This is a genomic window from Herbaspirillum sp. B65 (assembly GCF_000333555.1).
Lineage (GTDB): Bacteria > Pseudomonadota > Gammaproteobacteria > Burkholderiales > Burkholderiaceae_D > Herbaspirillum > Herbaspirillum rubrisubalbicans.
On sequence record NZ_BADI01000817.1, the window covers coordinates 1 to 6,858 of the forward strand.

Consider the following 6,858-nt stretch of genomic DNA (forward strand, 5'->3'; position numbering starts at 1 on the left):
ACTGGAGCAGGCCGGACACAACCAGCAGTCGGCCGAAGAAGCCTTGCGCGAGCAGCGCTTCCGGCTGGCCGAGCAGGTCATCTCTCAATACAGCCTGTGGGTGCGCTCTGATCTGGCCACCGAGGCCAACCAGAAGAACCTCAAGGCGCTGGAGGATTTCCTGGCGCAAAGCCAGCGCCGCGAGAAGGAGGGGGCCGCCGCACGAGTGGACGGCTGGGGCGCACCGCTGCCGTCATGATGCTCCCAGACATGGCGCAAGCCGGCCTCCACGCCAGCGCGCAAACCCAGCAGGCTGGCCACCTCCCCCGCCACTTCACAATGGATACGCGCCAGCGGCGCAATGGTGGTGAAGTTCAGCGGATGGTCGGCGGGCAAGCCATCACGCAGCATGGCCTCGCGCCCGCCCACGTCGTCCCCGAGCAGGCCTGCAAAGCCGGCCGCATTGGCGGTGCAGCCGGACCAGCGCAGCCAGGAGACCAGCTGGGCCTGCTCCACCAGTTCGGGCGGGGCGCCCTCCAATTGCGCCACCCGGGCGGCCAGCGCCGCTGTGCGCCGCGACTGGTCGGGAGGCTGGCCCATGCTGAGATCGCCCACCAGCGCCAGCACCTGCACGGCGGTGCCGGCGGCGATCATCGGCGGCGCGTCCACGATGGCGGGGGCGGCCTGCACGGCCGGGGAAGGCGAAGAAGAAGGGGAAATCGGGTTGGCGTCGGGAAGCATCCCGACACTGTAGCGGCAAGTGCGAGCCTCCTGCAATCAACTCTTCGGTTAATGGGCAGGCCGGCGGTGAGCGGCCACAATCGCAGCGCCTCATCGTCACCGCCGCCCGGGGTCGGTCAATTGACCGATACCAGCGCCGCAAGGGCGTTCCTATACTGGCCTCACTGCAACACACCACCCCGATACACCTTCTTATTTGAACAGGAGAACACCATGAAAAGCTCTTCCACCCGCTTCAGCCTCAAGACCGGCCTCGGCATGCTGGCCATCGCCGCCGCCTTCACCGGCGGCAATGCCATGGCCGCCGACGCGACCGAAAAACCCTCGGTCGTGATCGTCCACGGTGCCTTCGCCGATGGTTCGGACTGGGCCAAGGTCATCCCGCTGCTGCAGGCCAAGGGCATCAAGGTCACCGCCGTACAGAATCCGCTGACCTCGCTGGCCGACGACGTCGCTGCCGCCAAGCGCGCCATCGACAACCAGCCGGGCAAGGTAGTGCTGGTGGGCCACTCCTGGGGTGGCACCGTGATCACCGAAGCCGGCAACCATGAGAAGGTCGCCAGCCTGGTCTACGTCGCCGCCTTCGCACCGGACGCCGGCCAGGCAACGGGCGACCTGGGCAAGGACTTGCCGGTGCCCCCGGGCATCGCCAAGCTGTCGGTGGACAAGGCCGGTTTCGCCAGCCTGCCGGCGGCCGCGCTGGCCGCTGACTTCGCCCAGGACGTGCCGGCCAAGCAGGCTGCCGTGATGGCCGCCACCCAGGGCCCGATCGCCATGAAGGCCTTCGGCGACAAGGTCGAGACCGCAGCCTGGAAGACCCGTCCGAGCTGGTACATCGTCAGCACCCAGGACCGCATGATCCAGCCTGCGCTGGAACGCAGCTTCGCCAAGCAGATCAACGCCAAGACCACCGAGCTGGCCGCCAGCCACGTGCCGCAGCAATCGCGTCCGGCCGACGTCGCCAAGGTGATCCTGGAAGCAGTCGCCGCCACCAAGTAAGCCTGTCTGCTTACTCCCGCCTCTGGCGGCAAGGGCCGTCGCCCGCGTCATGCGGGCGACGGCCTTTTAGCTGGCGAACCCGCCCTGCCGCAAACGGGGCAAATGAAGAAAAATCCCGGCTGTTTCACGCTTGCGCGCCGCCCTTCGCATGTTCTAATCTCAGTTGCTCCGGATCCCGCCACCAGACCAAACAAAAATGAGGGACCGCGCAGACTCTGACATAATCATCACGTTGCCAACTTAACAAGCGAAGCTCACATGAATATTCTTGTCACCGGCGGTGCCGGCTACATTGGTTCCCATACCTGCGTGGAACTGCTCAAGGCAGGCCATGAAGTCATCGTCTTCGACAATTTCTGCAACAGCAGCCCGGAATCGGTTGCGCGGGTCCAGAAGATTGCCGGGCGGTCGCTCTCGCTGGTCAAGGGTGACATCCGCAACCGCGAGCAGCTGGAAAGCGTGCTGCGTGAATTCAAGTGCGAGGCCGTCATCCATTTTGCCGGCCTCAAGGCAGTGGGCGAGTCGGTGGAACAGCCGCTGATGTACTACGACAACAACGTGGTCGGCACGGTGCGCCTGCTGGAGGCGATGGAGGCCACGGGCGTGAAGACCATCGTCTTTTCGTCCTCGGCCACGGTGTATGGCGATCCGCAATACCTGCCGCTGACCGAATCCCATCCGCTGTCGGCCAGCAACCCCTATGGCCGCAGCAAGATCATCATCGAGGACATGCTGCGCGACTACTACCGCGCCCATCCCGATTGGAAGATCGCCCTGCTGCGCTACTTCAACCCGGTCGGTGCCCACGAGAGCGGCATGATCGGTGAAGATCCGAGTGGCATCCCCAACAATCTCATGCCCTATGTCGCCCAGGTCGCAGTGGGACGCCGCGAACGACTCAGCATCTGGGGCGGCGACTATGCCACACCCGACGGCACCGGCGTGCGTGATTTCATCCACGTGGTGGACCTGGCCACCGGCCACGTCGCCGCGCTGCAGGCGCTGACCGCACCGCAATGCTTTGCCGTCAATCTTGGTACCGGCATCGGCTACAGTGTGCTGGATGTGGTCAAGGCCTACGAGAAGGCGGCCGGCAAACCCATCCCCTACACCATCGCGGCGCGCCGCCCGGGCGACATTGCTTCCTGCTATGCCGACCCTGCCGAGGCGCGACGCAAGCTGGGCTGGGAAGCCAAGCTTGGACTGGATGCCATGTGCGCCGACTCCTGGCGCTGGCAGCAAAACAATCCCAATGGATTCACCTCCTGATCGGGCGAGACTTCATCGGTGCTGATCCCTCGGCACCGATCCTGGGCGACAACATCTTCTATGGTCGCGATCTGGAGATCGAACCTCGGGTGTTCGGGGACAGCCGTGGCTTTTTCTATGAGAGCTTCAACCAACGCAGCTTCCAAGAACAGACCGCAGTGGATGTGCAATTCGTCCAGGACAACCATTCCCGGTCGGCACGCGGCGTACTGCGCGGACTGCACTACCAGATCCGGCACCCGCAAGGCAAGCAGGTGCCCGCGGTGAAAGATGGGGTACTGGACGTGGCCCTCGACATCCGCCGCGCTTCGCCGACCTTCGGGCAGTGGTTCAGTGCGATATTGAGTGCAGAGAACAAACAGCAACTATGGATCCCGCCGGCCTTTGCACATGGATTTTCGGTCTTTGAAGAGGACACCGAGTTTCTCTACAAGACGACCGATTATTGGATGCCCGAGCACGAACGCTGCATCCTCTGGAACGATCCGACCCTGGCGATAGACTGGCAGTTGCAGGGCGAACCGATCATGTCGGAGAAGGATAAACGCGGCACGCCCTTCCTCGATGCAGAAGTATTCGAGACGCCATGAACTCGCCCACTTTGATGAAAGCCGGATCATGAAATCCATGCGTATCCTGCTCACCGGCGCCAGCGGCCAGGTCGGGGGAGAATTGCTGCGGCGCTTGCGTGCCATGCCGGCCCGCATCGAGGTGATCGCCCCCACGCACGCGCAACTCGACCTGGCCGACCTGGCTGCCTTGCGCGCAGCCGTGCGCCACGCCCAACCCGATCTGATCCTGCACCCGGCGGCCTACACTGCCGTGGTCAAAGCCGAATCCGAACCGCAACTGGCGCGTCGCCTCAATGCCGAGGCCCCCGCCGTGCTGGCCGAGGAGGCTGCCCGATTGGGGGCGGCACTGGTGCATTTTTCGACCGACTACGTGTTCGACGGACGCCATGACGGACGCTACACCGAAGACATGCCGACCAACCCGCTCAACGTGTACGGAGCCACCAAGCGCGAAGGTGAGCTGGCCATTGCTGCAAGCGGCGCGGCGCACTGGATCCTGCGGACCAGTTGGGTCTACAACCTGGCCGGCAACAATTTCATGAAGACCGCCATCCGCCTGGCACAACAGAAAGAAAGCTATACCATCGTCGGCGACCAGTTAGGCGCGCCCACCTGGGCTTCTACCATCGCCGCAGTCTGCTGTCGAATGTTGGCCGGGACCGATGGCGGACGCGAGAAAGTGGCAGTCACCAGTGGCATCTACCACCTCACCGCCGGTGGCGCGACTTCCTGGCATGGCTATGCCTCATTAATCGCGCGCGAACTGATGGCACGCGGTGTCACGCTCAAGCTCAAGGGGCTGGAGCAGATCACCCCGGTGCCGACTTCTTCCTACCCCACGCCGCCCGAACGCCCGCTGAACTCGCGCCTGGATTGCAGCAAGCTGGAACGCAGCTTCGGCCTGACCCTGCCCGCCTGGGATGAAGACGCACTGGCTTGCCTGCAGCAGATCATCGCGCACTACCAGCTCGACCAGGGGCGTTTGCTGCCTGATTGACGCCCATACGAGCCTGATGCCGGAGGCTCAGTGGCTGGGTACGTACTTGGTCTGGTCGCCGCGGGTAAGCAGGTTCAACTGGCCGAAGAAGCGCATGTAGCCGGGGTCGCCATAACGGCTACGCAATTCACGCAGAAGCAGGTAACTCCCCAGGCGTTCGGCACAGAAGGCCCAGGCGCGGGATTGATAACCCTCGCGGCGGGTCTCGTAATGCTGCACGCAATACCAGGTGACGGCTTCGATCTGCTCGACTGTGCGCAGCCAGAAATCGGCCGGGAATACCCCCATCTCGATGCCGCCCATGAAGAAGGTCTTTTCATTGAAGAACAGTTCAGCCTCACTGCGGCCGAACACCCCCAGTTCGGTCGCGGCAGCGGCATAGCGCAGCAGGTCTTCGGCATGGTGCGAGACCGCGTAGTGCGACAGATAGCCGGCGCTCTGACCGCCGACGTTGAAGCCGCAGGTCTTGCCGACCAGGAAGTCCTGGTTACCCGGCTCCAGCATCTGTTCCAGGGACTGCCGGGCCAATTCCTTGTCCGACACCACATCCATCATCCAGTTGTCCTCAGCCGGTATGCCACTGATACGCTCGCGAGAAACGAACTTGCGATACAGGCATACACCCACTCGCTTGACCTTGGGATAGTCACGCAGGATCAGATTGCGCAAGGCGAAGTTACCCAACATGCCGGCCACGATGGGGTGATACGGCACCCACTGCGGGGCCAGATCGCGTAGGTTGAGCGCTCCCTCATGCTGGGCCTGGCCAAGATAGATGGGCAGAACGTAATCGGGAAACTTCACCGGCAGCGGTACGTGGGTCATACAACCGAACACCAGTTCGCCGCGCGCGGCCTGGGTGGCTGCCGTATCGGGCACTTGCGCCAAAGTCAGGGCACCGCTGAGCTGCGAGACCGAGCGCAGCCGCTCAGTGGCCACCGCCGCGGCGCTGGGCGGCGATGATGGCAGGCGCCGCGCTTGACGCAGGTACGCGCTGTGGGCCTCGAAACGCTGCAGGTCGACCGCCTCGCCGCTGGCGGCATAGGCCGAGCGCAAGGCATCGAGTTCGGCCATGTCTGCGGCAGGCAGGGCCTTGGCCGCCGGCATCAGCGTGCTCGGGCAATGCCAGACCTGTAATTGTTGATCCAGCGCCAGCACCAGCGAAGCCAGGCGCTCGGCCAGCAGGGACTTGGCGGTCGCGCCTGACGCGGCTTGGGCTTGCAGCGCTACGCGCAATGGGCCATCCGCTTGCTCGGCAGCCAGGTGCAGGCGTTCAGCCAGATCGAACCAGGTCTGCCAGAAAGCCGGCTTGGCCACGATGAAGCCATTGGGTACATTGTTCTGCCACTGCGGCAAGAAGTGAGCGGGGTCCAGTTGCAGACCCAGAGATTGCAGGAAATCCTGCGCCGTGCGGGCAAACCCGCTCAACATGCGCTCCCCCTGCAGCAGCAGGTTGAGGTTGCCGCAAGCCTCCAGCGGCGTGGGGAAGAAAGTCCAGGCATGGACTTCGGGATGAGACTGGATCAGCGCGCGCAGGCCTGCCGCATCCAGTCCGGTCTGATTCAGAAAATCCGTGCCGACGAAGCCGTAGCAGGAGGCCGTATCGATGTCCTGTTCGCGGAAGAAACGACGCATGGCCTCCAGATCGCCCCAGGCCCCCGGCGTGGTGCCGAGCACTGGCAGGAAACCGGGAGCGGCCGAACCGCCAGGGGAAACGATCTGCAAGAGATGGATGTTCATCGTAGCCCCCTCACCAAACCTGCAACTGCGGCACGGCGATGGCAAAGCGAGCGCCCCAGGTACGGATCTGCGCCAGTTGCTGGGCGACTTCATCCTTGATGTTCCAGGGCAGGATCAGCACTACGTCCGGCTTTTCCTCCAGCAGGCGCTGCGGTGAAACAATGGGGATATGGCTGCCTGGCATGTATTTTCCCTGCTTGGAAAGAGCGGCATCGGCGACCATGGGCAACAGGTCGGGATGCACACCCGAATAATTGAGCAGCGTATTGCCCTTGGCCGCCGCACCATAGGCCAGCACCTTCTTGCCGGCGCGTTTCTGTTCCAGCAGGAAGGACAGCAACTGCAGCTTGATCTCTTCGGCACGCGCCTGGAAACCGGCATAGCCCTCGATGCGCTCCAGCCCGAAGTCACGCTCGCGGGCCAGCATGGCTGCTACCGCCGGCGTGGTGGCGATGGCCGCATCGGCATGACAGGCGTAGATGCGCAGGCTACCGCCATGGGTCGGCAATGGTTCCACGTCATACACGCGCAGCCCCTGGGCCTGCATTAAGCGCTGCAGGG

At 63.8% G+C, this 6,858-nt stretch carries 7 protein-coding genes; 4 read left to right on the plus strand and 3 right to left on the minus strand.

The window, feature by feature from the left end:
- Positions 1-84: 84 nt before the first annotated feature.
- Complete coding sequence (locus tag I5W_RS19490; RefSeq protein ID WP_252717121.1) at positions 85-720, minus strand: hypothetical protein; 636 nt, start codon at positions 718-720, stop codon at positions 85-87.
- A 213-nt stretch (positions 721-933) separates the two neighbouring features.
- On the opposite strand from I5W_RS19490, the gene I5W_RS19495 reads away from it, so the two are divergent.
- The 4 genes from I5W_RS19495 to rfbD all read left to right on the plus strand — a co-directional run bounded on the left by I5W_RS19495 (position 934) and on the right by rfbD (position 4,557).
- Entirely contained in the window at positions 934-1,719 is a 786-nt protein-coding gene (locus I5W_RS19495) for an alpha/beta fold hydrolase (RefSeq protein WP_044530469.1), read from the plus strand.
- A gap of 258 nt (positions 1,720-1,977) precedes the next feature.
- Complete coding sequence (gene galE / locus I5W_RS19500) at positions 1,978-2,988, plus strand: UDP-glucose 4-epimerase GalE (RefSeq protein ID WP_044530470.1); 1,011 nt, start codon at positions 1,978-1,980, stop codon at positions 2,986-2,988.
- Between the two features lie 71 nt (positions 2,989-3,059).
- Entirely contained in the window at positions 3,060-3,578 is a 519-nt protein-coding gene (rfbC, locus tag I5W_RS19505; protein ID WP_199901767.1) for a dTDP-4-dehydrorhamnose 3,5-epimerase, read from the plus strand.
- A gap of 28 nt (positions 3,579-3,606) precedes the next feature.
- On the plus strand, positions 3,607-4,557 hold the full coding sequence (rfbD, locus tag I5W_RS19510; RefSeq protein WP_017449823.1) for a dTDP-4-dehydrorhamnose reductase: 951 nt from the start codon (positions 3,607-3,609) through the stop codon (positions 4,555-4,557).
- A gap of 27 nt (positions 4,558-4,584) precedes the next feature.
- Here the strand turns inward: rfbD and I5W_RS19515 are convergent, their stop codons facing one another.
- Positions 4,585-6,297, minus strand: coding sequence for a hypothetical protein (locus tag I5W_RS19515; protein WP_044530471.1), 1,713 nt, complete (start codon positions 6,295-6,297; stop codon positions 4,585-4,587).
- Positions 6,298-6,307: 10 nt separating this feature from the next.
- Positions 6,308-6,858, minus strand: a 551-nt coding sequence (locus I5W_RS19520; RefSeq protein ID WP_044530474.1) for a methyltransferase C-terminal domain-containing protein, incomplete at its 5' end; no start/stop codon positions are given.